General features: G+C 68.5%; 22 protein-coding genes. 11 read left to right on the forward strand and 11 right to left on the reverse strand.

Features of this window, described 5'->3' with window-relative positions; translation table 11 throughout:
• Positions 1 to 102 precede the first annotated feature (102 nt).
• The 4 genes from Aiant_RS19450 to folP are packed head-to-tail and all read right to left on the reverse strand — an operon-like array spanning position 103 to position 2379.
• Positions 103 to 636 carry a DUF3180 domain-containing protein gene (locus Aiant_RS19450; protein ID WP_229830421.1) on the reverse strand — a complete coding sequence of 178 codons (534 nt, stop codon included), beginning with the start codon at positions 634 to 636 and terminating at the stop codon, positions 103 to 105.
• Positions 633 to 1160 (reverse strand): 2-amino-4-hydroxy-6-hydroxymethyldihydropteridine diphosphokinase, encoded by a 528-nt coding sequence (folK, locus tag Aiant_RS19455; protein WP_189332295.1) that lies wholly within the window; start codon positions 1158 to 1160, stop codon positions 633 to 635. Before folK ends, Aiant_RS19450 begins: the two co-directional genes overlap by 4 nt.
• Positions 1157 to 1519: a dihydroneopterin aldolase gene (gene folB / locus Aiant_RS19460; protein WP_189332294.1), complete on the reverse strand. Its 363-nt coding sequence runs from the start codon at positions 1517 to 1519 to the stop codon at positions 1157 to 1159. Before folB ends, folK begins: the two co-directional genes overlap by 4 nt.
• Before the next feature lie 50 nt (positions 1520 to 1569).
• Positions 1570 to 2379 carry a dihydropteroate synthase gene (folP, locus tag Aiant_RS19465; RefSeq protein WP_189332360.1) on the reverse strand — a complete coding sequence of 270 codons (810 nt, stop codon included), beginning with the start codon at positions 2377 to 2379 and terminating at the stop codon, positions 1570 to 1572.
• A 363-nt stretch (positions 2380 to 2742) separates the two neighbouring features.
• Between folP and Aiant_RS19470 the strand changes: the two genes are divergently transcribed.
• Genes Aiant_RS19470 through Aiant_RS45775 form a run of 7 tightly spaced genes read left to right on the forward strand, consistent with a single transcriptional unit; the run spans position 2743 to position 10946 of the window.
• A complete protein-coding gene (locus tag Aiant_RS19470) occupies positions 2743 to 3039 on the forward strand; it encodes a hypothetical protein (protein WP_189332293.1) in 297 nt (98 codons plus the stop codon).
• Between the two features lies 1 nt (position 3040).
• Positions 3041 to 3403, forward strand: coding sequence for a hypothetical protein (locus Aiant_RS19475; protein WP_189332292.1), 363 nt, complete (start codon positions 3041 to 3043; stop codon positions 3401 to 3403).
• Positions 3404 to 3434: 31 nt separating this feature from the next.
• Positions 3435 to 6713: an ATP-binding protein gene (locus Aiant_RS19480; RefSeq protein WP_189332291.1), complete on the forward strand. Its 3279-nt coding sequence runs from the start codon at positions 3435 to 3437 to the stop codon at positions 6711 to 6713.
• 1 nt (position 6714) lies between these two features.
• Positions 6715 to 8676 (forward strand): MFS transporter, encoded by a 1962-nt coding sequence (locus Aiant_RS19485; RefSeq protein ID WP_189332290.1) that lies wholly within the window; start codon positions 6715 to 6717, stop codon positions 8674 to 8676.
• Between the two features lie 4 nt (positions 8677 to 8680).
• Positions 8681 to 9226, forward strand: coding sequence for a hypothetical protein (locus Aiant_RS19490; RefSeq protein ID WP_189332289.1), 546 nt, complete (start codon positions 8681 to 8683; stop codon positions 9224 to 9226).
• Entirely contained in the window at positions 9223 to 10344 is a 1122-nt protein-coding gene (locus Aiant_RS19495) for a M23 family metallopeptidase (RefSeq protein WP_189332288.1), read from the forward strand. Before Aiant_RS19490 ends, Aiant_RS19495 begins: the two co-directional genes overlap by 4 nt.
• On the forward strand, positions 10344 to 10946 hold the full coding sequence (locus Aiant_RS45775; protein ID WP_229830418.1) for a hypothetical protein: 603 nt from the start codon (positions 10344 to 10346) through the stop codon (positions 10944 to 10946). Before Aiant_RS19495 ends, Aiant_RS45775 begins: the two co-directional genes overlap by 1 nt.
• 4 nt (positions 10947 to 10950) lie before the next feature.
• On the opposite strand, the gene Aiant_RS19500 is transcribed toward Aiant_RS45775, so the two are convergent.
• Positions 10951 to 11370, reverse strand: a complete 420-nt coding sequence (locus Aiant_RS19500; protein WP_189332287.1) for an Rv0361 family membrane protein — start codon at positions 11368 to 11370, stop codon at positions 10951 to 10953.
• Positions 11371 to 11752: 382 nt separating this feature from the next.
• On the opposite strand from Aiant_RS19500, the gene Aiant_RS19505 reads away from it, so the two are divergent.
• From Aiant_RS19505 to Aiant_RS19515, 3 genes are read left to right on the forward strand one after another with little or no spacing between them, the layout of a single operon-like run.
• A complete protein-coding gene (locus Aiant_RS19505; RefSeq protein WP_189332286.1) occupies positions 11753 to 14356 on the forward strand; it encodes an FtsK/SpoIIIE domain-containing protein in 2604 nt (867 codons plus the stop codon).
• Positions 14353 to 15048 carry a hypothetical protein gene (locus tag Aiant_RS19510; RefSeq protein WP_189332285.1) on the forward strand — a complete coding sequence of 232 codons (696 nt, stop codon included), beginning with the start codon at positions 14353 to 14355 and terminating at the stop codon, positions 15046 to 15048. Before Aiant_RS19505 ends, Aiant_RS19510 begins: the two co-directional genes overlap by 4 nt.
• Before the next feature lie 12 nt (positions 15049 to 15060).
• Entirely contained in the window at positions 15061 to 15321 is a 261-nt protein-coding gene (locus Aiant_RS19515) for a hypothetical protein (protein WP_189332284.1), read from the forward strand.
• Between the two features lie 676 nt (positions 15322 to 15997).
• Here the strand turns inward: Aiant_RS19515 and Aiant_RS19520 are convergent.
• Complete coding sequence (locus tag Aiant_RS19520; RefSeq protein WP_189332283.1) at positions 15998 to 16378, reverse strand: hypothetical protein; 381 nt, start codon at positions 16376 to 16378, stop codon at positions 15998 to 16000.
• A gap of 187 nt (positions 16379 to 16565) precedes the next feature.
• On the opposite strand from Aiant_RS19520, the gene Aiant_RS19525 reads away from it, so the two are divergent.
• The gene (locus Aiant_RS19525; RefSeq protein WP_189332282.1) at positions 16566 to 16970 is read left to right on the forward strand and encodes a VOC family protein; all 405 of its coding nucleotides are present in this window, start codon (positions 16566 to 16568) and stop codon (positions 16968 to 16970) included.
• A gap of 55 nt (positions 16971 to 17025) precedes the next feature.
• Here Aiant_RS19525 and folE read toward each other — a convergent pair whose 3' ends face one another.
• The 5 genes from folE to Aiant_RS19550 all read right to left on the reverse strand — a co-directional run bounded on the left by folE (position 17026) and on the right by Aiant_RS19550 (position 22672).
• Positions 17026 to 17673, reverse strand: a complete 648-nt coding sequence (folE, locus tag Aiant_RS19530) for a GTP cyclohydrolase I FolE (RefSeq protein WP_189332359.1) — start codon at positions 17671 to 17673, stop codon at positions 17026 to 17028.
• The gene (gene ftsH, locus Aiant_RS19535) at positions 17670 to 19682 is read right to left on the reverse strand and encodes an ATP-dependent zinc metalloprotease FtsH (protein WP_189332281.1); all 2013 of its coding nucleotides are present in this window, start codon (positions 19680 to 19682) and stop codon (positions 17670 to 17672) included. Before ftsH ends, folE begins: the two co-directional genes overlap by 4 nt.
• 295 nt (positions 19683 to 19977) lie before the next feature.
• Positions 19978 to 20553, reverse strand: a complete 576-nt coding sequence (gene hpt, locus Aiant_RS19540) for a hypoxanthine phosphoribosyltransferase (protein ID WP_189332280.1) — start codon at positions 20551 to 20553, stop codon at positions 19978 to 19980.
• Between the two features lie 65 nt (positions 20554 to 20618).
• Entirely contained in the window at positions 20619 to 21611 is a 993-nt protein-coding gene (gene tilS / locus Aiant_RS19545; RefSeq protein ID WP_189332279.1) for a tRNA lysidine(34) synthetase TilS, read from the reverse strand.
• 2 nt (positions 21612 to 21613) lie between these two features.
• Positions 21614 to 22672 carry a zinc-dependent metalloprotease gene (locus tag Aiant_RS19550; RefSeq protein ID WP_189332278.1) on the reverse strand — a complete coding sequence of 353 codons (1059 nt, stop codon included), beginning with the start codon at positions 22670 to 22672 and terminating at the stop codon, positions 21614 to 21616.
• Positions 22673 to 22676 lie beyond the last annotated feature (4 nt).

Consider the following 22676-nt stretch of genomic DNA (forward strand, 5'->3'; position numbering starts at 1 on the left):
TCGAGGCGCACGCTACTCCGGGTCAGGTCGCCCGCCGGAGAGGATACGGATACGGGACGGCCTCAGTTCACAACCCTTAACGCTTTGAGGCTTCGACGGTAGTCAACGTCGTCCAGACGGGCGGTCCGAGTCGTCGTCCTGGTGATCGGGCCGATCCGGAACGCGGCAGGACCGCTCCAGCCAGAGCGCGGCGCCGACCAGAGCGGCGGCCCCGACCAGCGTGGTGGCCACCGTGGGCAGGTCCGACTTGGCGGCGTCGGTGGGCTCCAGCACCAGCCAGGCCAGCACCCCGGCGGAGAAGCCCAGGGTGAGCGCGCCGACCAGGGAGGACGCCTTGGCGAGCGCGACGTAACGGGCGACCAGCAGCGGCTCGACCGGCAGGGCGCCGGGGCGGCGCTGGATCCGGGCCGCGGTGTTCTGCGCCAGATAACCCTCGGTGATGGCGAGCGCGACCAGCACCACCGCCGCCGTCCAGGGCAGCGGGGTGAGCTTGTAGAACAGCTGGTTGTAGCCGAGCAGCAGCCAGCCCAGCGCGGCACCGATCAGCGCGGCCAGCACCAGGGCGGAGGCGCTCGTCGGATGCAGTGACGGATCGGTCCGGCGTCCGGGTGGGGAGTCGTCGGGGTTGGCGCTCACGCCATCGACTCTAGCGACAGATCCGGACGTGAGGTCACTCCGGCGACGTCGGCGGCGAGTTCGGGCGCGCCGAGCAGATCGGCCGCCCGCCCGTGCCCGGGCAGCTCGCCGGCCGGTTGCACGTCGAGCCACGGGCGCAGCACGAAGGCGCGCAGATGGGCTCGCGGGTGCGGGAGCGTCAGCTCGGGGTCGTCCGAGACGACCGGCCGGCCGTCGGCGTCCCACACGGCGATCACGTCGACGTCCAGGGTGCGCGGTCCGAACCGGCGCTCCGGATCCCGCTCGCGGCCTTCGGCCGCCTCACAAGCCCGGGCCCGCTCCAGCCAATCATGCGGAGCGGCGGCGGCATCCTCCACCAGGATCACCGCATTGAGGTACGCCGGTTGCTCCGTGTCGCCCCACGGCGGTGTCTCGTAGACCCCGGAGACCGCCCGGACGCTCCCGCCGAGCAGGGCCACCGCGGCCCGCAGGTGGGCGAGCCGGTCACCCAGGTTGCTCCCGGCGGAGAGGACGGCCCGGCTCACGCGCGCGCCTTCCGCAGGGTGACCGCGACGTCGGCGAACTCGTGCGGGATCGGGGCCTGCGGCTTGTGCACGGTGACCTCGGCGGCGGCCACCCGCGGGTCGGCCAGGCAGACGTCGAGCAGCCGGTCGGCGAGCCGCTCCAGCAGGTTGACCGGCTCGCCGGTGAGCACGCCGACCAGGGCGGTGGCCAGCTCGCCGTAGTGCACGGTGTCGGCCACGTCGTCGGTGGCGGCGGCCCGGCTCAGGTCCAGGTCGAGCCGGACGTCGACGACGAACTCCTGGCCCTGCTCGCGTTCGAAGTCGTAGACGCCGTGGTGGCCGCGGGCTCGCAGCCCGGTCAGCGTGATCTGTCCGGTCACCCGGTTCCCCCTGAAATCGATGCGCCGGCCGCGCGGCTGCGGCCGTACCGTCAATTGGTGGTGAATCGCGGCGACCCGGTGGCGCGCCACACCGCTAGGGCGTCCGCGGTCTCGCGGACCTGATGCACCCGGACGCCCCAGGCGCCGGCGGCGAACGCCAGCAGCGAGGTGGCCAGGGTGGCGGCCTCGCGGCCGTCCACCGGGCGGGGCGTGCCGTCCGGCGCGGCCAGCAACCGGCCCAGGTAGGTCTTGCGGCTGGCCCCGAAGAGGACCGGGAAGCCGAGGCCGATCAGGACGTCGAGGTGGGCGCTGAGCGCCCAGTTGTGCTCCGCGGTCTTGGCGAAGCCGAGGCCCGGGTCGAGGACGATCCGGGCCGGGTCGACACCGGCCGCGATCGCGGCGTCGGCGCGGGCCCGCAACTCGTCGCGGACCTCGGCGACCACGTCCCGGTAGTCGGCGAGCCGCTGCATGTCGCGGGAGTGTCCGCGCCAGTGCATCAGGATCCACGGGCAGCCGGCGGACGCGGCGACCGCGGCCATGCCCGGATCGGCCAGTCCGCCGGAGACGTCGTTGATCACCACGGCCCCGGCCGCCAGGGCGGCCTCGGCGACCGCCGCGCGGGTGGTGTCGATGCTGAGCCGGACGCCGGCCGCGGCGAGGGCCTCGATGACCGGCACCACGCGGGCCGTCTCGGTGGCGGCGTCGACCCGCTCCGCGCCGGGCCGGGTGGACTCGCCACCCACATCGACGATGTCCGCGCCCTGGCGGGACAGGGAAATGCCATGTTCGACGGCAGCTTCAAGATCGGCCCAGCGTCCGCCGTCGGAGAAGGAATCCGGGGTCACGTTGAGGACGCCCATCACGACCGGGTGATCCCGGTGCAGCAGTTCAGCGCCGGTGACCTGGGCTTCTGTCTGCGGAGTCAGCACCCGTCGAGAGTACGGGGCGAGGGGCGTTCGAACAGGTGTACGATGCGCCGTGACTCTGATTCACGCACTCCTTCACCTTGGGTAACGAAACGGACGCTTGTTGCTCGCAAGTACGGGCCGTACTCTTCGGAACTGGGCATCATGAAGTGACCGAAGAGAGCAGATGAGCATGGCAGTGCCCGAACGGCTCACTCGACGTGGTGAGCTACAGGCTGCACGATATGGGCGTTGCCGTAAGGCTTTACAACTGCAGCGTGTCCGCACCCCCCATACCGGACACGGGGAGGTTTACCGATGATCGCCACCGAGCTCGCCGGACAGGTCGCGACGGCGTTCCAGAGCGGTGTGCTCGCCGCCGCCGCGGAGCCCACGGGCATCAACACCTCGGGCATCGTCACTTTCTTCGCGAAAAACATCGCACCGATCCTGCTGGCGGTGCTCGGCGTGATCTTCATCGGCCGGGCCAGCCGCGGTGAGGTGTCCAAGGTGCTGACCAGTTCGGCGATCGCCATCGTCGGCCTGGCCTTCATCGCCGGAGCGGCAACACTCTTCTTCGTCGGCGACTACCTCATCAAGTTGATCTTCAACTGAGATGCGGCTCCGGACCGACGACGACATCTACCGGGCCCGCCTGGTCTATCTCGGCCCGCCCGGCTACACCCTGCCCGTCCACTTGCCGTACGCGCAGTACGGCATGTTCGTCGCGCTGGTGCCACTGTTCATGGTGCTGCACTACCTGATCACGCTCGACTTCGACCCGTTCCCCGCCTGGGAGATCGCCCTCGCCATGGTCTCGACGTCGTACGTGTTCCGGCATGTCGACCCCGATCGGCCGGCCCGGGTCGTCATCCGCACCGCGCTCACCGACTGGCGCCGCACCCGCGAGCCCGCCGTGGAGCAACGCGATCCAAGACTTGTCGCCACTCGCATCCGGGTTCGGGAGGAGTTGGTATGACCAGTTTGGCCATCCTCGGCGGTGTTGACGCATGACCGGGAACATTCCGCGCGGGCATCCCGGCGCGGGCGCCTCGACGCCGGGCAGGCAGAGTAACGGTGTGCGCCCGGACAACTACTCCCCGACAGAATCGCTGGAAGACGTCGAGGAGCTGGTGGCCGCACCCGGACACGGCGGTGTCGGCGTGTTCCAGGCGCCGCACGCGGTCCGCTCGGCGGGCACGCCGGTGGACACCACCATGGACATCGACTCGCCGTTCCTCGACCTGTTCGGCGGGGCCGGGACGCCGGCGCCGCCCACCCGACCGAGTGATCCTCCGGCGAAACCCGGCGCGACCAACGGGCACCGTGCCCCCGCGGCTCCCGTCTCGCCGGCGCCCGCCCCACCGCCGGAGGCTGTCGCGCCGCCGAACGGGTGGCAGGGCGCGCCCTTCACGCGGGCTCCGGTCGGGCCGGAGCCTGATTTCTACCCCGCACGGCCGCTGCCCGCCGCTCCCGCTCCCTCCCCGGCCGTGCCGGAGGCGGTGGAGGACGACTGGGCCGAGTTCGACGAGTGGCCGCCGCAGCCGGCGCCTCCCGTCGCCACCGCTCCTCCGGTTCCCCTTCCGGCTCCAGCTCCGGCTCCGCTCGTCCAGGCGCCCGCGCCCGCGCTGCCGGTGCCCGTACCGGAAAAGGCCCCGGCCAAGCGCAAGGAGAAGGCCCCGGCCCGCCGGTCGGAGCCGAAGGCGCCGAAACCGGCGCCGCTGCGCCCGCAGAAACTCAAGTTCAGCGACCGCGACCCCGCGATCGAGCTGGCGATCAGCGAGATCGCCGGGCACCTGACCTTCACCCAGGGCACCGTGACGGCGTGGTACCACCTGCCCGAGGTGCGCTGGGCGTTCCGTCCGGACGCCGAGCGCGAGGCGCTGCTCAGCGCGATCTCCGAGCAGTACGCCGGGCTGGCCGGGTTCCGGCTGCACCTGCGGCGGACCACCCGGCCGTTCCCGGCCGACGAGTGGGCCCGCACGGTCGACTCGTTCACCACCCGGCCGCTGCCCGACGTGCCGGGCGCCACGTCCTGGTCCGACCACGTGGTCGGGGCGCAGCGGCACCTGCTCTCGATGAGCCACGCCGAGGGGCAGACCTATCTCGGCGTCACGTTCGCCCGGCGCTCGCTCGGTGACACGTTCTCCGAGCGGATCCTGCGCGTCTTCGGCCGCGGGACGTCCGACAACGAGCGGCGCAAGCTGGGTCGTACCGTCGAGCAGTTCGACGAGGTGCTGAACGCGTTCGGCATGCGGGGGCGGCGGGTCACCCCGCAGGAGCTGGAGTGGCTGCTGTTCCGCTCGGTGGCGCTCTGCATGGCGCCGCCCGGGCTGCTCTCCCCGGTCTCCAACGGCCACTGGGAGACCGGTGACCTGCTGGCGCTGACCGAGCAGGTGGAGCGCTACCGCACGCCGTACGGCTCCACGGTCAAGCTGGTCAACCGGATGACCGGCGAGGAGCGCCACGTCGCGGTCCTGTCGGTGGGCCGGATGGAGCCGCTGGAGATCCCCGAGAAACACGAGCCGTGGCTGCACTTCCACGAGCGGCTGCCGTGGCCGATGGAGCTCTCCTCCCGGATCGACATCCTCGGCTCGGGCAGCTCGTTCAAGAACCTCGAGCACCGGCTGCGGATGATCCGCTCGCAACAGCTGGATTACGCCGAGCACGGCATCGACGCCCCGCCGGAGCTGGAGCGACTCGCCAAGCGGGCGCTGGTGATCGGCGACGAGATGACCACCGGCCTGCCCACCGACTCGGCCCGGGCGCACGGCTGGCACCGGATCGCGGTCGGCGGCGCCAACCGCGAGGAGTGCCTGGAACGTGCCCGCCGGCTGATCCAGCTCTACTCCCGGGAGCTGCGGATCTCCCTGCAACACCCGAAGAACCAGGACCAGCTGGCCCGCGAGTTCATCCCGGGTGAGCCGATCGCGAACACCGGCTACGTCCGGCGGATGCCGGTCAAGCTGCTCGCCGCGGCGCTTCCGCAGGCCGCCTCCACGGTCGGTGACCGGCGCGGTGACCTGATCGGGCGTACCGCCGGCACCTGCCGCCGCCCGGTCTTCCTCGACCTGCACTTCCCGATGGAGGTGCGGGAGCGCTCCGGGCTCGGCGTGTTCGTGGCCGAGCCGGGTGGTGGCAAGTCGACGCTGATGGGCGCGCTGGGCTACCTGAACGCCCGCCGTGGCGTACAGGTGACGCTGCTCGACCCGTCCGGGCCGCTCGCCCGGCTCTGCCAGATGCCGGAGCTGCGGCCGTACTCACGGGTGCTGAACCTGACCGGCTCCGAGCAGGGGACGCTGGCGCCGTACGCGCTGATCCCGACCCCGGTCCGGTCCGAGTTCTCGACCGGCCCGGCCGGCGACCGGGAGTACGAGATCGCGGTCTCCAACGCCCGAGCCGAGCGCCGCATGCTGGTCCAGGACATCTGCTCGATGCTGGTGCCCCCACAGGTGGCCAAGGAGGCGTCCACCGCGACGCTGCTGCGGCACGCGGTGCGGCAGGTCCCGGCCGAGGAGACGTCCACGCTCGACGACGTGGTCGCCACCCTGCAAGGCTTGGACGACGACGAGGGCCGGGAGCTGGCCAACCTGCTGCTGGACACCGCGGAGATGCCGCTGGCCCTGCTCTTCTTCGGCCGCCCGCCGCAGCACCTGCTCGGCGGCGACGCCGCGCTCACCGTGATCACCATGGCCGGCCTGCGACTGCCCGACCTGAAGATCGAGCGGGAGTACTGGTCGGCCGAGGAGTCGCTGGCCCTGCCGATGCTGCACACCGCGCACCGGCTGGCGGTCCGGCGCTGCTACGGCGGCTCGATGTCGTCGCGCAAGATGGTCGGTCTGGACGAGGCGCACTTCATGGAGGGCTGGCGCTCCGGACGCTCGTTCCTGGTCCGCCTCGCCCGCGACTCCCGGAAATGGAACCTGGCCGCGCTGGTCGCCTCGCAGAACCCGCGCGACATCCTCGGGCTGGACGTGCAGAACCTGGTCTCCACGGTGTTCGTGGGCCGGATCGCCGAGGACCAGGAGATCGCCTCCGAGGCGTTGCGGTTGCTGCGGGTTCCGGTCCATGACGGGTACGAGGCGACACTCGCCTCGCTGTCCCAGGTGGATACGTCGTCGCAGCATCGGCTGGGCTTCCGGGAATTCGTGATGCGGGACGTGGACGGGCGGGTCCAGAAGGTCCGCGTCGACGTGTCGTATGTCGAAGGGTTGTTGGAACACCTGGACACGACGCCTGGGGCGGCGCAGCCTGCGGTGGTGCCGCTCCCGTCCGACCTGGAGGTTTGAGATGGTGCGGCGGGGGTTGGCGCTGTTTTCGACCTTGGTTGTGATGGTGGTGGGGTCGATCGCTTGGGCGGTGGCCGCTCCGTCCAGCGCAAATGCCACCCCAGCAAAAGCCCCGGGAGGTCCGTGCAGCGTAGAAGAGTGGCAGAGAGCCCTTAACGACTGCCTCAACCGCCTCGTTAAGACGGTCGGCGACAAGGCAAAGTGCGAGAATGCACCTACTCCGAGCACACCCGATTCAGGCTTGGCCGGCTGGTTTGCGGAGAAACCTGCAGCTTCTGATCAACCAGGCCCTAAGGGCATGTATACCCGCTACGGCTACGCCGGATACAGCTTTCCGACCTACGATCAGGATGGCGGATGCGCCGCCGCAATCACTGAAGCCGATTCGCGAGCCGAGTCAACCATAGCCAACGGCGAATTTATGGTTGCGACCGCAGTCATCGGCGCCTCAAACGCGCTTCGCGAACGAGCATGGGAGCCTCAGACGCTATGGGGCTGGGCCGACACCCTTGTGGAGCAGGCAACCAAGGCTGTCTACGAAAAGGTGTTCAGCGTATTCGGAGTAATAACCCTTGCAATTGTAGGGCTCTACCTAATTTGGCGCTCACGACAAGCAGACATGGGCGCAGCCACCACAACCGCTGCCTGGGCACTTCTCGTCATGGTTGGCGTTACCGCAGTAGCAGCATGGCCAGTCCGATCAGCCAATCTGGCAGACCAAAGCTTGGAAACCTCACTAGCCGTCATTCATGACGCACTCGGCCCCCAGCCTCAAAGCGTGGACCCAGGTAGCTGCATCCTCGACGAGGCCGCAGCGTGCACCGAACATCGGCCCCCGGCTGTTCGCGCGAGCGACACCGTAACTGAAACGATGCTCTATCGCAACTGGCTGCGCGGTGTGCTGGGATCAGCCGATAGCGAGACCGCCCAGAAGTATGGTTTTGCGCTCTACCTCGCGCATTCATTCCGATGGGACGAAGCAGAAAGCATTCGAAAGAACCCAGAGCTCCGCGACGCATTGATTGAACAAAAGAAACTTCAGTGGCGCGCCCTCTCAGCGCAGATCAAGACCGAGGATCCCGAGGCGTATCAGTACCTGCAGGGAACCAATGGGATGGAACGAATCGGATCGGGATTCATCGCAGCTCTCGCCGCATTAATGTTCGCCATGTTCGATATCACGGCATCCATCCTTGTCCTCCTCGGGTTCCTTGTTTTTCGATGGGCAGTAATTGCGGTTCCCATCTTAGGAACAGTCGGCCTACTCCGGCCTGCGAGTGCTGGCATCCGCCGACTTGGTAACGCAGTAGTAGCAGCCATCTTCAACATTGCTATTTTTGGCACCGGTGCTGCGATCTATCTATTCGCCGTAGACCTAATCATGAATACCGCCACACTGCCGGGATGGCTGCAGGTAGTTCTAGTGTGGCTGTGCGGTGTGGTCGGCTGGCTTCTACTTCGACCGTATCGTCGGATTACCCAGCTCGGCGGGAAGGATAGCGCCGCTGCCATCGCATCCGCTGGCTCCTGGCACCGCCGTTTCTTCCGCGATATGCGTGAGGCCGCCAAACTTGAGGTGGCCGAAGGCGGCGGCACTCGCGAGCCCATATTGGGCAAGGACGGCCGCATGATTTTCGTCGAACAACGAAATATGCGACCCGAAGCCCGACTTGAGGATCCGGCCCACGCAACCACTGCCCGCAACGAGGCAGTTGTCGCTGGCTCGGGCAACCGTTCCAAACCCGCGCTCCCCGCACGTCCGGATGGTCACGAGGCATTAGGAAACGATAAGCCTTCCGTGGAATCTGCGGTTCGCCCCACCGCAAGCCGGGCTCGGCGACCCGCTGAATGGACCGAGCCCGATGTCGCGGAACGGCCGACGTCGTATGCGATCTATCGCCCCGAGACGGGTGCCACCACCGAGGAACCGGTAACTCCGCGGGTGCGTTCCGAGGCGAGGTGATCGCATGTCCGGAGTAGTCGCGCGCGGCTTGAACGCGCTCTTCCGTTCACGGCTGGGCATAGCGCTCGTACTGATCGCCGTCGTGCTGGCGGTGGTCGGCATCGGCCGGCTCTTCTCCGACGGGAAGTCGGCATCACCGTCGTTGGGGCTCGGTTCACCGGCCCCAATGATCAGCGTGGACCCGTCCGAGGACGACAGCATTGTTTCCTCCGAGGCACCCCCCACCCCCAAAACCAGTCCCGGGCGTGCTCAGCCAGAAGCTGTGGCCTACGCGTTCGCTTCCGCTTGGGTGAGTCATACCGGCGTCAACTCCAAGAAGTGGCTCGACCGGCTCCTACCTAACGCCACCTCCGATCTCGCGGATCAACTTCGCGGAGTAGACCCGACCGGTGTACCGGCGGACCGAGTGGTTGGCCGGCCCACCGTGACCGCGGTGAACGACACCATGGTCAACGCGGTGGTGACCATGAACTCCGGCAAGCTCAGCCTGCGCCTCGTCGCGCCGGATGGTCATTGGCTGGTGGATGGCATCGACTGGGAAGCGGCATGACCCTCAGACGGCCCCGCCGGGTCGTTCTTCTGGCAGCCCTGGTAGCAACATTGGCCCTGCTGTGCTGTGCCGGAACCGTCACGGTGATCTTGTTCAGCGGACTCAGCGACAAGGATGAACAGGCCAATCTGAACACCGCCGCTTTCGGCTGCGGCGAAGGCGGACCCATCGATCCGAACACGAAGCTGCCCAGCATCGACGAGTACGGCGCTCAGCAGGTCCGCAACGCCGCGATAATCATCAGCACCGGCGCGAAGCTGAAGATGCCACCGCGCGCCTGGGTGATTGCGGTGGCTACCGCGATGCAGGAGTCAGGGCTCGTCAACCTCGGGGACCTAGGTGCTCGGAACGACCATGACTCACTTGGCCTGTTCCAGCAGCGACCCAGCTCCGGCTGGGGTACTCCGGCGCAGGTCCGGGACCCGGTATACGCCAGCACGAAATTCTACGAGAAGCTCAAGAAGGTTCCGGGCTGGGACAAGAAGCCACTGACCCGTGCGGCTCAAGCTGTGCAGATCAGCGCGTACCCGGATGCCTACGCCAAACATGAGCACGCCGCGACGCAGATGGTCAACAAGCTCGCCCACGGGGCAGCGAACGCCGTCGGAAGCTCGGTTTCGATGGTGTGCGCGGCGGCAGGGCAGATCGCCGCTTCTGGGTGGACCGTTCCGGTGCACGCGGAGGTAGGTTCTGGATTCCGAAGTCCCGATCGGCCCAACCACCAGGGTGTTGACCTGATCATCGGGCGCTATACACCGATCGTTGCCGCTGCCAGCGGCATCGTGTCGATGGTCAAGTGCGACGAAGACTTCAAAGGCCGGAAGACCTGCAACGTCGACGGCTATCCAGGCAAGGGCGGCTGCGGCTGGATGGTCGAGATCCAGCATGCTGGCAATGTGATGACCCGGTACTGTCATATGGTGCAGCGGCCATTCGTTCAGAAAAATCAGAAGGTGGAAGCCGGCCAAGTCCTTGGCAAGGTCGGTACCAGCGGAAACTCATCCGGCCCGCATCTCCATTTTGAAGTTCATCTCAATAATGACCGATCGAGTTCCGGCGCTATCAATCCCGTACCTTTCATGCAGCAGCATGGTGCCCCGTTGGGCGACGCAGGATGATGGGCGATCCGATCCCAGATCCATTCCTCAGCCCTGATCACTGGGGGCTTGAACCTCCTCGACCCATCGCCCCGATTCCGGCCACTCTGAGCGGTCAGTTACGCGGCCGCAGAGTTCTTATCGGACTCCCCGGGTTGGGTTGGCGCGGGGACATGCGGGCGGACGAGAAGGTAGTTCAAGGAAGTCGCACCTACGTCCCAGTTATGCCGGAATCGGAGTGGTATCGAGCCGAGTCTGAACAAACTGAGGTCTTCGCAGCACTCGTGCCAGTCGACCGTGTATGGGTTGAGGATTTGGGAGTATCCAGCAGCCTGGCGTCACAGTTGCATGCAGATATTCAACTCGTTTCGCTCGATGAACCACCCCGACGATTTCCGATAGCCTCTGAACAGGCAACTTCGCTGACAGGTCGACGAGTCGTCCGATTACTCGAAGACGGTGGTGAGCAACGCGACCTACGAGCTACTACCGAGCTTTACACCAGTGATAACGGTGAGATCTGCGCACGAGTAGCCCTCGAATTAGAATGGTATCGCTGGTCATGGAACGGCCAATTTCCTCAAACCCTAGAGGTTCCGGCAAATCTTCTCTGGCTTGAATAGCGCACTAGGTCGCGACCGCAGAACACACTCGCCATCCATCTTCATCCACAAGTTCAAATCGCCACGAATCAAAAGATTCTGCCGACCCATTGTCCACCGAGCGAACAATTGTAACTGTTGCAGTCGCATGATCGCCTGAGCTTTGGACCGACAAGTCCCTCCAAGAGACCACGATCTTGACTGAATTATTTCTTTCCGCCTCTTCGATTTTAGCCCGAAAGGCGTTAAGGTCTTTAAGATCACCCCCCTCTTTGCAAATATACAGCGAAGCTTCCTCATCGTTGCGCCTAGCCAGATAAGCGGAAATGAAGTTCGCCATCACAACACTTGGGTTCGATCTTTTGATCTCAGTGGCGTTGTCATAGACGGAGACGATTACACCGACGCCGCCTAAGCACAGGACTGCAAGGATGCCTGCCGCCAAGGCCAGCCACAACCTAGTACGCCGGCTCTTGAAACGATCACTGCGACCGGTAGACGCAGCCCAGCCCGCGCCGGTTGGCGGAGTGGTTGGCCGCGACCCGTCAGCCGGCACCGCGGGCGCTGCCGACGGCACGGGAGCGGATCTGGGTTGGGGGTCGCGCGGCTCCATACATACGACACTAATTCGTCGTCGCCGTCTCATCACGACAGCCCGAGCGCCAACCTCACCGAACCCCAGCCCCCTCCACCCCGTACCGATCAACAACGGTTCCTGACTGGACACATCCGCCCGGCATCCTGGGAGGTGCCACCGGGAACCACACCGGGACCGCATTGCGTGGAGCACCGCTGGTCTGGGATAGGTTTTATGCGCGCGACAGGAGGTGACGGCAGTGGCGGATTCGGCTCTGCGGGTCCGGCAGGCCGCTGCTCTGCACCGGCAAGCGGTGGCGACAGCGGACGCGGCCGCCGCCGCGCTGGAGGCGTATGCGCCTAGCGTCGCCGACCCACGGGAGCAGCATCGGCTGGCCGAGCAGTTGCGGGTCGCGGCGGCGCAGGTCGCTCCCGGGTGGCTCGGGGCGCCGTTGGACGCGTTGACGCCCAAGGCGCCGCTCGGTGGCGGGCAGTCGCCGCAGTTCGTGCGGATCGGGGTGGCGCAGCCACTGGACGACGTCCGGTTCCCGGCGATCGTGCCGCTGCTCGGGGCCGGGCATCTGACGATCGACGCCAGCGCCACCGATCCGCGGGTGTTCGGCCTGCTCCGGGCGTTGATGCTGCGGCTGTTCGCGGCCGCGCCGGCCGGGTCGCTGCTGGTCCGTGCGGTCGACGGGGTCGGTGGTGGCGCGGTCTTCCAGCCGTTCGAGGAGCTCGCCGACGCCGGCCTGATGTCGCCGCCGGCCACCGATCGGCAGGGGCTGCGGGACGTGCTCGCCGAGGCGGAGAAATGGCTCAGGCCTGTTCGTGGCAGTAAGAAAAGGCGAGACCGCATGCTGCTGGTGGTGATCGCCAGCCTGCCCGAGCTGACCGAGGGCGAGGAGCTGCGCCGGATCGCCGCGCTGGCCCAGCAGGGGCCGGATTCCGGGCTGCACCTGATCGTGGCCGGCTGGCCGCCGCCCCCGCTGACCGCGGAGACCACCCAGGCCCCGCTGCCGCGCACCACCGCCGTCTCGGTGCGTAACCCGTTCGCGGTGGTCGGTGACCCGCCCGGGGGATCTTTCGGCGCCACCCCGGAGGCGCCCTGGCTGAACGCGCCGGTGTTCCTCGACGAGGAGCCACCCCCGCACCTGATCGACGCGGTCTGCCAGGAGCTGGCGGCCCACTCCGCGGCGGCCTCCCGGGTGACCCTGGCCGACCTGCTGCCCGAGCCGACCGAGGAGCTCTGGTCGGCGGACGCGTCGGGCGGCGTGGAGACGGTGGTCGGGCAGCACGGCGACGTGCCGCTGGTGCTCCGGTTCAACGATCTGACCCCGCACTGGATGGTCGGTGGCCGCTCCGGCGCCGGCAAGACCGCCTTCCTGATCAACGTGCTCTACGGGCTGGGCGCCCGCTACTCCCCCGACGAGCTCGCGCTGTACCTGCTGGATTTCAAGGAGGGCGTGTCCTTCGCCGAGTTCGTCCCGACTCAGCGGGACCGCACCTGGCTGCCACACGCCCGGGCGGTCGGCGTCGAGTCCGACCGGGAGTACGGCCTGGCCGTCCTCCGCGAGCTGGACGCCGAGATGGGCCGCCGCTCGATGGCGTACAAGCGGGCCGGCGTCTCCCGCTTCGCCGACCTGCGCGCGGTGGCGGCCGAGGAGGGCCGGGGCCGCCCGCTGCCCCGGGTCCTGTGTGTCATCGACGAGTTCCAGGTGCTGCTGGCCGGCAACGACCCGACCGCTGCCGAGGCGGTGAGCCTGCTCGAGTCGCTGGCCCGCAAGGGCAGGTCGTACGGAATTCATCTGGTCCTCGCCAGTCAGACGGTCCTGGGCGTCGAGGCGCTCTATGCCAAGCGGGATTCGATCTTCGGGCAGTTCCCGGTCCGGATCGCGCTGCCCGGCGGCGGCGACGTGCTGGAGCCGACCAACGACTCGGCGGCCGGCCTGCCGCTGGGCAGCGCCGTGGTGAACACGGCCGGCGGCCTCGGCGGTCCGCGCGGCGCCACCCGCGGGCACGAGCGGGTGGTCCGTTTCCCCGATCCGCACGCCGACCAGGAGCTGCTCAGCGACCTGCGGCACAAGCTGTGGGGTGCCCGCGACCCGGAGTCGATCCCGCCGCGGATCTTCGCCGGTTACGCGCATCAGCACCTCGCCGACGACCCGGCCTATCGGGCCGCGCTCGCCGGTCGTGCCGGCCGGCCCACCGCTCTGGTCGGCCGGGTCATCGACGTGAGCCTGTCCACCGCCACCTTCCCGCTGGACTCGTCGCCGGGGCGGCACCTGGCGATCCTGGGTTCGCAGGCGGCCGGTTCCGAGGTCCTGGACGCGGCGGCCCGCAGCGTGGCGGCCTGCCACTCGCCGCGGACCGCCCGATTTGTGATCGCCTCCCTGGTCGCCGAGGGGGACGCGCTGGCCGCCGCGCTGGCCGCCGAGATCAGTCATCGGCAGGAGGTGGTCGTGGTGGACGCCGCCGGGCTGGCCGCCGAGCTCGCCGCCGACCAGCCGGGCTACCGCGTGGTGTTCGGCATGGACGCCGCCCCGCCGGGCAGCCTGAGCGGGCTGCGCCAGCTGCTGCGCGAGGGGCCGAGTCGCGGTGCGCACCTGCTCTCCTGGTGGCGTGGGGTGCGCCGGTTCGGCGAGGAGACCGGCGGCAGCATGGGCCGCGAGGACGTGGCCGGCCTGCTCTTCCTGAACGTTCCGCAGTCGGATGTCACGCTGCTGCTGGGCCGGCCCGTCGACTGGCAGCCCCGGCCGAACCGGGCGCTGCTGCACGACCGGCACACCGACCGCACGGTCACGGTGGTCCCGTTCGTCCAGCCGGAGGGCGTCCACCCGGAGGGGGCGAATCCATGACCGAGCAGGCAGAGCAGAGCGGCGTCGTGCCGGCCCAGGCGTCCCCGCCGGCCGCCGGCCCGTGGGCCGCCTACCTGGCGGCCGCGCGAGAGCTGGACCTGGTGCGCCGCGCGGCGAGCTCGGTGGCCGGGGAACAGCACGCGACGATCGACGCCGCCCGGCAGGAGCTCACTTCGGTACGCGCGCGGCTCGCCCCGCAGCAGGCCCGCCTGGTCCGCGATTTCGGCGTGCCGGCGGCCGACCTGGTGCCCCTGGAGGGTGAACGCGCCACCGCCCTCGCCGCGGTCACCGGCGGCCCGGGTGCGGTGCTGTCCGCGCTGCGTCAGGCCCGGGTGACCGCGGACGCCGCCGATCACGCCTTCATCGGCCCCGCCCCGGTCGGCCCGTCCCGACCCTGGGCACGCAACCTGCTGGTCTACGGCCCGTTCGCGGCCGCCGTGCTGTTCGTACAGATCATCCTCTACCTGGTGGCGCCGAGCGGCTCGCTGCCCACCTACACGCTGCTGTGCGGCCTCAGCATGCCGCTGCTGGCGTTCGGCATGGGCTTCGCCACGATCGGCTTCGTCTGGGGCCCGGACGCCGAGAAAGCCGGGACGACGGTGGACCGCACCCCGATCGTCGGCGTCGTCACCTGCCTCACCCCGGTGCTGCTCACCTGCATGGGTGTCGGCCTGCAAGCCATCTTCCACTGAACCGGAGAGACCATGGCCAACGTCGAGGAAGTCAAGGTCAACCTCGCCGCCTCGGTGGACGGCGCCGACCGCGCCATCGCCGGCATCCAGGCGGTCGCCGACCAGCTGGACCAGTCACTGGCCCTGCTACGCCTGACCGCCGTCGGTTCCTTCCACCCGACCACCGCCGCCGCCATCTCCCAGCTGGAACAGGCCCGCACCCGCCTCGACGAGGCCACCCAGCTGACCCGCGCCGCGATGGACTCGGCCAACCAGTTCCGCAGCATGATCTAAACCCGAGATCAACTTCAAGATCTTCCTTTACGCGCGTCCGCCTGCGTACAGACCGCACGCTCCCGCGCGGGCCGGGCTCACCGATCTGGCCGCTGACGCGTCCAGAACGATCGGTGACCCCTTCATTGCCCGTGGGTGGTCACCGAACCCCGGTCCACACCACCGGAGTTCGTTCGCGAGATTCGGGCTCTGGCGCGAACTGTGTGATGGACGTCGGACGATGAGTCGTTGTCCTGACTAGCCGCTGGTCACGCATGAGCGAAGGGCTCCGGCGGATGCCAACGACGATCGGGCTCGCGCTCGCTGGCCGGCTGGCCGGCTGGCCAGGATGTTGGGCATGCCGACCGGAATAGATCGTCTCCGCTCGGGGTCGACGATTTTGCCATCAAGCGTGGACCGATTCCACCTCTGGCAGAGCCTGTCCACGGCCGTGGAGAGGTGCGTCGCCCGATATAAGAGCTGCCTGCCCGAGCCTGCCGAAACGACGCTCGCTGTGCCGGACGTAGCCGAAGTTGCCGAGCCGACCGGAGCGATGGGATGGCCGAACGCCGCCGCGCCCATCACGCCCTGGTTCATGAGTTGCTGGCCCAGGGCGCCGGCATTAGTCGCTTCGCCGCCGGCTTCGAACTGCTCCGCAAACGCGTCCTTTGGACTAACGCTGCTGGAGGACGGACCGTCAGAATATTTCCAGCTGGCCTGGATAGGGCAGCGGCGGATCGGGTTCCGGCTGCTCCGGCCCGGGCAAATGGTCCACAGCCATCGCCGCAAGCCGGTCGACCGCTTCCACCGGCATGGTCATGGCGATCTGCCAGGTCTCATCGTCCTGCCCGACCAGAGCAGTGACGATGTCGTCCTTGAAGGCCCAGAAGACGGAAACGCCGAATACGGTGCCTACGCGCAGCGCACGCCGCGCGGCCCAGTCCGCTTCACGGATAGACCGCAAGGTGACCAACTCTTCGGGTCGTGCCAAGACCTGAAGGACCCACGTGCCCCCCTCCAGGATCACCTGCATGACACCAAGGTCATCGCCGTCGGGTGAAATCGATACCTGCACCACGTCGACATGATCGCATCCGGCAGAGCCCTCGACCGATCAGGGACAACGAAGCCAAGATCGATAACGCAGTTCGCGCCAGAACCGGGATTCGGCATCAGTCGGTTTCATCGCTGCGGATGCGCCCATCTTGACCTCCAGTGCGGTTCAGGTTGCATGGTGATCATCGACGGACAGAACGGAGTACTCGATGATCAGCCCCACGGCGACGATGCGTCTTGCTCGGCCCAGTCGTGACCTGCCGGCCGCTGAACGCTTCTACACGCAAGGGCTCGGATTGCAGGTGCTCTGCCGGGTGGCAGCCGAGTCCCCGGACGAGCATGACCTGGTCATCCTCGGATGGCCACAAGCGTCCTGGCATCTCGAACTCGTCGGAGGGCCGAACCTGAAGGTCGCACCGTCACCGACAACCGAGGACCTGGTCGTGCTGTACTTGGCCGCGCCGGTCGACGATTCCCTGGTCGCCAAACTCGAGCAGGCCGGCGGCCGGCGGGTCGCTCAGGGTGCGTACTGGGACCGGTGGGGTGTCACGATCGAGGACCCCGATGGGTATCGCCTGGTCCTGTCCAGCCGAGCCTGGTCCAACTCCTCGTAGCCCTGCGGCGGCACGCAGGCACAACGGCAGCCGCCGACCGCAGGGGCCGTACGGGTCAGCGAGCGTTTATCAAGGCCATCGCCTCAGCGCGGACCTTGCCGTCCGTCTGGAAGGCGCCTCGCACCGCCGACGTCACCGTCCGCGCACCGACCTTGCGGATCCCGCGCATCTCCATGCACAGGTGCTCGCACTCCATGACGACTATCACCCCGCGCGCGCCCAGCTGCGCCATCAGCAGGTCGGCGATCTGCGAGGTGAGCCGCTCCTGCACCTGCGGGCGGCGGGCGTAGACCTCGACCAGGCGGGCGAGTTTCGACAGGCCGGTGATGCGGCCGTCGGTGCCCGGGATGTAACCGATGTGCGCGACGCCCTTGAACGGCAGCAGGTGGTGCTCGCACATGCTCTGCACCTCGATGTCGCGGACCAGCACGAGCTCCTCGTGGTCCGCCTCGAAGGTGGTGGTGAGCACGGTCGACGGGTCCACCCGCAGGCCCGCGAAAAGCTCCGCATAGGCACGAGCGACCCGGGCGGGGGTCCGCGCCAGGCCGTCCCGGTCCGGGTCCTCACCGATCGCGATGAGGATCTCCCGGACCGCCTTCTCGATCCGCCCGAGGTCGACGGCCTGCTCGACCGGAGTACCGGTGAGCTTGCCGTCGACCAGTCGAGCAGCGAGGTAATCGAGTTCGTCTTGCGTGCTGATCAGTTGCTGCCTTCCGCGGTGCCGTTGGCATTCGGCCCGACGGCGAGCTGACCGTCGGACTCGGCCTGCGCCTTCAGCTTGTCCCGCTCGGCGGGAGTGAGCACCGGCGGGGCCTCCGACGGCAGACGCTTGCCGAAACCGTTGAACGGCGACATCGGCGGGCGCTTCTGCACCCGGGCACAGATCCTATCCATGTCTTCCCGGGTGATGGTCTCTTTCTCGATGAGCTCGAGGACCATGCTGTCCAGCACGTCACGGTACTCGACCAGGATCTCCCAGGCCTCGTCGTGGGCCAGCTCGATCAGGGCGCGCACCTCGGCGTCGATGTCGGCGGCGACAGCGTCCGAGTAGTCCCGCTCGTGGCCCATGTTGCGGCCCAGGAACGGCTCGTCACCGGTGGTGCCGTACTTCACCGCACCCAGCTTGGAGCTCATGCCGTACTGCGTGACCATGGCACGGGCCAGGCCGGTCGCCTTCTCGATGTCGTTGCCGGCGCCGGTGGTGGGCTCGTGGAAGACGAGCTCCTCGGCGGCCCGGCCACCCAGCGCGTACGCCAGCGTGTCGATCATCTCGGCGCGGGTCTGGGTGTACTTGTCCTCGGTCGGCAGCACCAGCGTGTGGCCCAGCGAGCGGCCACGCGGCAGGATCGTCACCTTGTGCACCGGGGCGGAGTGCGGCAGCGCGTAGGCGACCAACGCGTGCCCACCCTCGTGGTACGCCGTGATCTTCTTCTCGTGGTCGCTCATCGCCCGGGTGCGGCGCTCGGGGCCGGCGATGACCCGGTCGATCGCCTCCTCGAGGAAGTGGTTCGAGATGGCCCGCTTCTCGTTGCGTGCGGTCAGCAGGGCGGCCTCGTTGATCACGTTGGCCAGGTCGGCGCCGGAGAAACCGGGCGTGCGGCGGGCCACCGAGTCGAGGTCGACGTCCGGCGTGAACGGCTTGCCCTTGGCGTGCACCCGCAGGATCGCCTGGCGGCCCTGCATGTCCGGGTTGTCCACCGGGATCTGCCGGTCGAAGCGGCCCGGGCGCAGCAGCGCCGGGTCGAGGATGTCCGGCCGGTTGGTCGCCGCGATCAGGATCACGCCGCCCTTGGTGTCGAAGCCGTCCATCTCGACGAGCAGCTGGTTCAGCGTCTGCTCGCGCTCGTCGTGGCCGCCACCCATACCGGCGCCACGGTGCCGGCCGACCGCGTCGATCTCGTCCACGAAGACGATCGCCGGCGCGTTCGACTTGGCCTGCTCGAAGAGGTCGCGGACCCGGCTGGCGCCGACACCGACGAACATCTCCACGAAGTCCGAGCCGGAGATGGAGTAGAACGGCACCCCGGCCTCGCCGGCGACCGCGCGGGCCAGCAGCGTCTTACCGGTACCCGGCTGACCGAAGAGGAGCACGCCCTTCGGGATCTTGGCGCCGAGCGCCTGGTACTTCGCCGGGTTCTGCAGGAAGTCCTTGATCTCCTGGAGCTCCTCGACCGCCTCGTCGGCGCCCGCCACGTCGGCGAACGTCGTCTTCGGCGTGTCCTTGGTGATCATCTTCGCCTTGGACTTGCCGAAGTTCAGCACCCGCGAGCCGCCGCCCTGCATCTGCGACATGAACAGCAGCAGCAGGACCACCAGAATGGCGATCGGCAGCAGGTTGATCAGCAGGCTCAGGAGAATGTTGTCACCGGAGACGGTGGTGTTGATCGTCCCGGTGATCCGGCCGGCGGACTTGGCCTGCTGGACGTCATCCCAGATGTCGCTGGTGACCTCGTACGGATATTGGGTTTCGATCTTGTCTGTGGTCTTGCCGTTGAACTGCTCGGCGTCCTTGAGATCGATCTGGAGCGTCTGCTCCTTGTCCTTCTGGACGACCTTCTCGATGCCGGGCTGGTTCAGACGCTCAAGCGCGACCGAAGTATCAACCCGCTGGTAGCTCGGACCACTGGTGAAGATTGAGCTCAGCGCGACTACACCGATGATCACCAGAATGATCCAGACCACCGGGCGGCGGAAGAAACGCGTACGTTCCATACTGTTGTCGGGCGCCAAGCGCCCGGACCCTCCTGATCGGCGTCCTGGTCACCTCAACGTGGCCGCCCACCGGCGGCTGCCGGAATCAATCCCCCGTTTGGCGGCGGCGAATCACTCCCGGCCCCTCCGGCGCTCGTGACACCACGCCATCGGTCACTCGACCGTACACCGTGGGCACGGTTTGCGAACCCGTGAGGCCGGAGGGCGAACTCCACGTAACCCCCAACAATCCAGCGCGTTTCAGCAATAAAACAGCCCATAACGACCATTACTGAGAACACGCTGAGAAAGCGGTTCAGCTACGGGCGTACACCTCTGGCTTGAGCACACCCACGTAGGGCAGCTCGCGGTAACGCTCCGCGAAGTCCAGTCCGTAACCGACCACGAACTCGTTCGGGATGTCGAAGCCCACGTAGCGGACCGGGACCTGGACCTTCACCGCGTCCGGCTTGCGGAACAGGGCGACCACCTCGACGCTGGCCGGCTGCCGCGACTCGAGGTATTTCATCAGCCAGGACAGGGTCAGCCCGGAGTCCACGATGTCCTCGACGACCAGCACGTGCCGGCCGGCGATGTCCCGGTCCAGGTCCTTCAGGATGCGGACCACGCCGGACGAGGTGGTGCCCTGCCCGTAGGACGAGACCGCCATGAACTCCATCTCGGTGGACGGTCCGTGCCGGCCCAGCGAGCGGGCGAAGTCGGCCATGAACATGACCGCGCCCTTCAGCACGCAGACCAGCAGGATGCCGTCGGTGGCATCAGCGTGATCCGCCGACACCTGCTTCGCCAATTCGTCGATCTTCTCGCGGATCTGCTCCTCCGAGATGATCACGTGGTCGATGTCGGCGTCGTACCAAGAACCATCAGCCATGTGCCTAAGCCTGCCGCATCAAGGTTACCGATGGCGAAACGGGGCCGGATTCGCCATCCGCGACCTCACTTGATATGTGCCGGAACCACCCGAACGAGGTCACTTCCGCGCCGCGTCACGGCGATCCCGGCGGGCAGGAAGGCCGGTCCCTGCCCGCGCCAGTCGGTCACCAGCGCGTCCAGAGCGGTCACATGCGGGTACGCCAGCGCGCCCCCGGGCGCCCCCAGCTCCCGCGCCCACCGGTGCAGCACCCGCCCGCGGATCGCGGCGTGCATCCCGGCCAGCGCCGGCACCGACAGCCCGGCCGCCGACCGGGCCTGCTCCAGGGCGGCCCCGGCCAGTTCGTCCAGCGCCTCGTTGTCGGCGGCGACCAGAGCCGCGGTCCGGGCGAGGTTGCCCACCACGGCCGGGCCCAGCTCACCGACCAGCGCGGGCAGGGCGGTCCCCCGGACCCGGGAGCGGGCGTACGCCGGGTCGGTGTTGTGCGGGTCCTCCCAGGGCGCCAGCCCCAGGGCGGCACACGCTTTCCGGGTGTCCGCGCGGCTCACGTCCAGCAGCGGCCGGCGGAACACCCCGCGCCGCTGCGGCATCCCGGACAGCCCGCGCGGCCCGGCGCCCCGGGCCAGCGCCAGCAGCACCGTCTCGGCCTGGTCGTCACGGGTGTGCCCGAGCAGCACGGCGGCCGCCCCGAGCTCCTCGGCGACCGCCTCCAGGGCCGTGTAGCGCGCGGTCCGGGCGGCGGCCTCGGGACCACCGGGCAGCCCGGCGACCGAGACCGTGGCGACCCGCACCGGGTCGAATCCGGTGTCGCGCGCCCACGCCGCCACCGATCGGGCCCGCCGGTCCGAGCCCTCCTGCAGGCCGTGGTCCACGGTCACCAGGCCGACCCGGCCCGCGACGCCGGGCCGGCTGACGACGAAGCGGGCCGCGGCGGCCAGCGACAGCGAGTCGGCGCCGCCCGAGCAGGCGACCAGGACGAGGGCGTCGGCCGGCAGGTCGGCCAGCCCGCGACGGACCGCCGTGCGGACCGCGGCGACCGGTGCCGGGATCCGGGCCATGGTCAGTCGAGCGCCGGGCGCGGGCCGTGGACGCGGGCCACCCAGGCGTCCGGGTCGCCCAGCTCGTCCAGCGCGGGCAGGGTCAGCGGCGACTCGAAGATCTTGTTGAAGCCGTCCATCCCGACCCGCTCGACGACGCCGTGCACGAACTTGCGGCCCTCCGCGTACTGCCGCATCTTGACCTCGATGCCGAGCAGGCGGCGGATCGTCTTCTCCAACGGGTTGCCGCTCTCGCGGCGGCGGTTGAACTTGGCCCGGATCGACTCGACGGACGGGATCACCTCGGGGCCGACGCCGTCCATCACGAACTCGGCGTGCCCCTCCAGCAGCGTCATCAGCGCGGTCAGCCGGTCCAGCACGGCTTTCTGCCCCGGGGTCTGCACGATGTCCAGCACCGAGACCCGGCTCTCCGGGTCGCGCAGCGCTTCGGAGAGGCTGGCGACGCCGCGGCGCATCCGCTCCAGCATGTGCTCGCCGCCCTGCGAGGCGTCGACGAAGGACTGCACCTGGCCGAGGAAGTAGCCCCGCATCCAGGGGACGGCGGTGAACTGGGTGAGATGGGTCACCTCGTGCAGGCAGACCCAGAGCCGGAAGTCGCGCGCGTCGGCGCCGATCTTGCGCTCCACCTCGACGATGTTCGGCGCGTTCAGCAGGAGCTGGCCGGGGTCGGTGGCGAACACCTCATATTGCCCGAGGACGCGACCGGAAAGATAAGCCAGGATGGTGCCCGCCTGCACGCCGGTCACCCGGGAGCCGATCGCCTCGGCGAACGCGCCCGGCTGCCGGTCGCCGGAGAGCTTGGTGACCAGCGGAGTGATCACCTGGCGGAGGCCGGCGATGTTCACCTTGGCCCAGTCGCGGCGGTCGACGACGCGCACCGGCGCGGCCTCGATCTGCGGGCGGAGCCCGGTGTACTCCGCCACGTGCCCGGCCGCCTCGTCGGTCAGCGCCCGCAGCTCGGACACCACCTGAGCGGCCTCGTCGTAGGAGACCGCCGGTCCGGATTTCGACAGCGCGCCCGCGGTCGCGGCGGCCAGATCCCAGTCAACGAACTGCGCCATGGAG

This window comes from Actinoplanes ianthinogenes (assembly GCF_018324205.1).
Taxonomy (GTDB): domain Bacteria; phylum Actinomycetota; class Actinomycetes; order Mycobacteriales; family Micromonosporaceae; genus Actinoplanes; species Actinoplanes ianthinogenes.

Coding starts and splice junctions, on each gene's coding strand:
- hpt (WP_189332280.1), bottom strand. CDS start 20,553: ATGGCTGATGGTTCTTGGTACGACGCCGACATCGACCACGTGATCATC.
- Aiant_RS19470 (WP_189332293.1), top strand. CDS start 2,743: ATGATCGCCACCGAGCTCGCCGGACAGGTCGCGACGGCGTTCCAGAGC.
- Aiant_RS19485 (WP_189332290.1), top strand. CDS start 6,715: ATGGTGCGGCGGGGGTTGGCGCTGTTTTCGACCTTGGTTGTGATGGTG.
- ftsH (WP_189332281.1), bottom strand. CDS start 19,682: ATGGAACGTACGCGTTTCTTCCGCCGCCCGGTGGTCTGGATCATTCTG.
- Aiant_RS19515 (WP_189332284.1), top strand. CDS start 15,061: ATGGCCAACGTCGAGGAAGTCAAGGTCAACCTCGCCGCCTCGGTGGAC.
- Aiant_RS19490 (WP_189332289.1), top strand. CDS start 8,681: ATGTCCGGAGTAGTCGCGCGCGGCTTGAACGCGCTCTTCCGTTCACGG.
- Aiant_RS45775 (WP_229830418.1), top strand. CDS start 10,344: ATGGGCGATCCGATCCCAGATCCATTCCTCAGCCCTGATCACTGGGGG.
- Aiant_RS19475 (WP_189332292.1), top strand. CDS start 3,041: ATGCGGCTCCGGACCGACGACGACATCTACCGGGCCCGCCTGGTCTAT.
- tilS (WP_189332279.1), bottom strand. CDS start 21,611: ATGGCCCGGATCCCGGCACCGGTCGCCGCGGTCCGCACGGCGGTCCGT.
- Aiant_RS19495 (WP_189332288.1), top strand. CDS start 9,223: ATGACCCTCAGACGGCCCCGCCGGGTCGTTCTTCTGGCAGCCCTGGTA.
- folP (WP_189332360.1), bottom strand. CDS start 2,379: ATGGGCGTCCTCAACGTGACCCCGGATTCCTTCTCCGACGGCGGACGC.
- Aiant_RS19525 (WP_189332282.1), top strand. CDS start 16,566: ATGATCAGCCCCACGGCGACGATGCGTCTTGCTCGGCCCAGTCGTGAC.
- Aiant_RS19510 (WP_189332285.1), top strand. CDS start 14,353: ATGACCGAGCAGGCAGAGCAGAGCGGCGTCGTGCCGGCCCAGGCGTCC.
- Aiant_RS19550 (WP_189332278.1), bottom strand. CDS start 22,672: ATGGCGCAGTTCGTTGACTGGGATCTGGCCGCCGCGACCGCGGGCGCG.
- Aiant_RS19480 (WP_189332291.1), top strand. CDS start 3,435: ATGACCGGGAACATTCCGCGCGGGCATCCCGGCGCGGGCGCCTCGACG.